Annotated in this window: 2 rRNA genes; both read right to left on the reverse strand. The window is 47.8% G+C overall.

Annotated features, from left to right (window positions below):
* Window positions 1-61 precede the first annotated feature (61 nt).
* A 5S ribosomal RNA gene (gene rrf, locus KI363_RS21680) occupies window positions 62-177 on the reverse strand.
* 244 nt (window positions 178-421) lie between these two features.
* Window positions 422-534: ribosomal RNA gene (locus tag KI363_RS21685) — 23S ribosomal RNA — on the reverse strand; the annotation flags it as partial.

Here is a 534-nt window from a genome sequence, read left to right on the forward strand (position 1 = left end):
CGAACCGCCGACCCTCTGCTTGTAAGGCAGATGCTCTCCCAGCTGAGCTAATCCTCCATTTGCCTGGCAACGTCCTACTCTCACAAGGGGAAGCCCCTTATTACCATCGGCGCTGAAGAGCTTAACTGCCGTGTTCGGGATGGGAACGGGTGTGACCTCTTCGCTATTGCCACCAGACTATAAACTTACACAGAATATGTAAGGATTGTAGAGAGTTTATTCTCTCAAAACCAGATAAAGAAGAAGACAAACTCAAGAAGCGTCAATCTTTTGAAATCTAGCTCCAGCGCCTATCGACTAGCAAACATCTACGCTTCTTCCTACGATAAGTCAACATCGGCTCATTCTTCGCCGTGTTTCCTTTATCTCGTCAGAAGCTAGGATGTTTGTACGTCGATGGACAGGCGCTTCCGCTTTTTGTTAGATTAAGTCCTTGACCGATTAGTATCCGTCAGCTACATGTGTCACCACACTTCTACCTCGGACCTATCAACCTGATCATCTTTCAGGGGTCTTAAGGCTTGCGCCTAGGGA

Origin of the sequence: Lederbergia ruris (assembly GCF_018332955.1) — a bacterium.
Taxonomy (GTDB): Bacteria; Bacillota; Bacilli; order Bacillales; family Bacillaceae_C; genus Lederbergia; species Lederbergia ruris.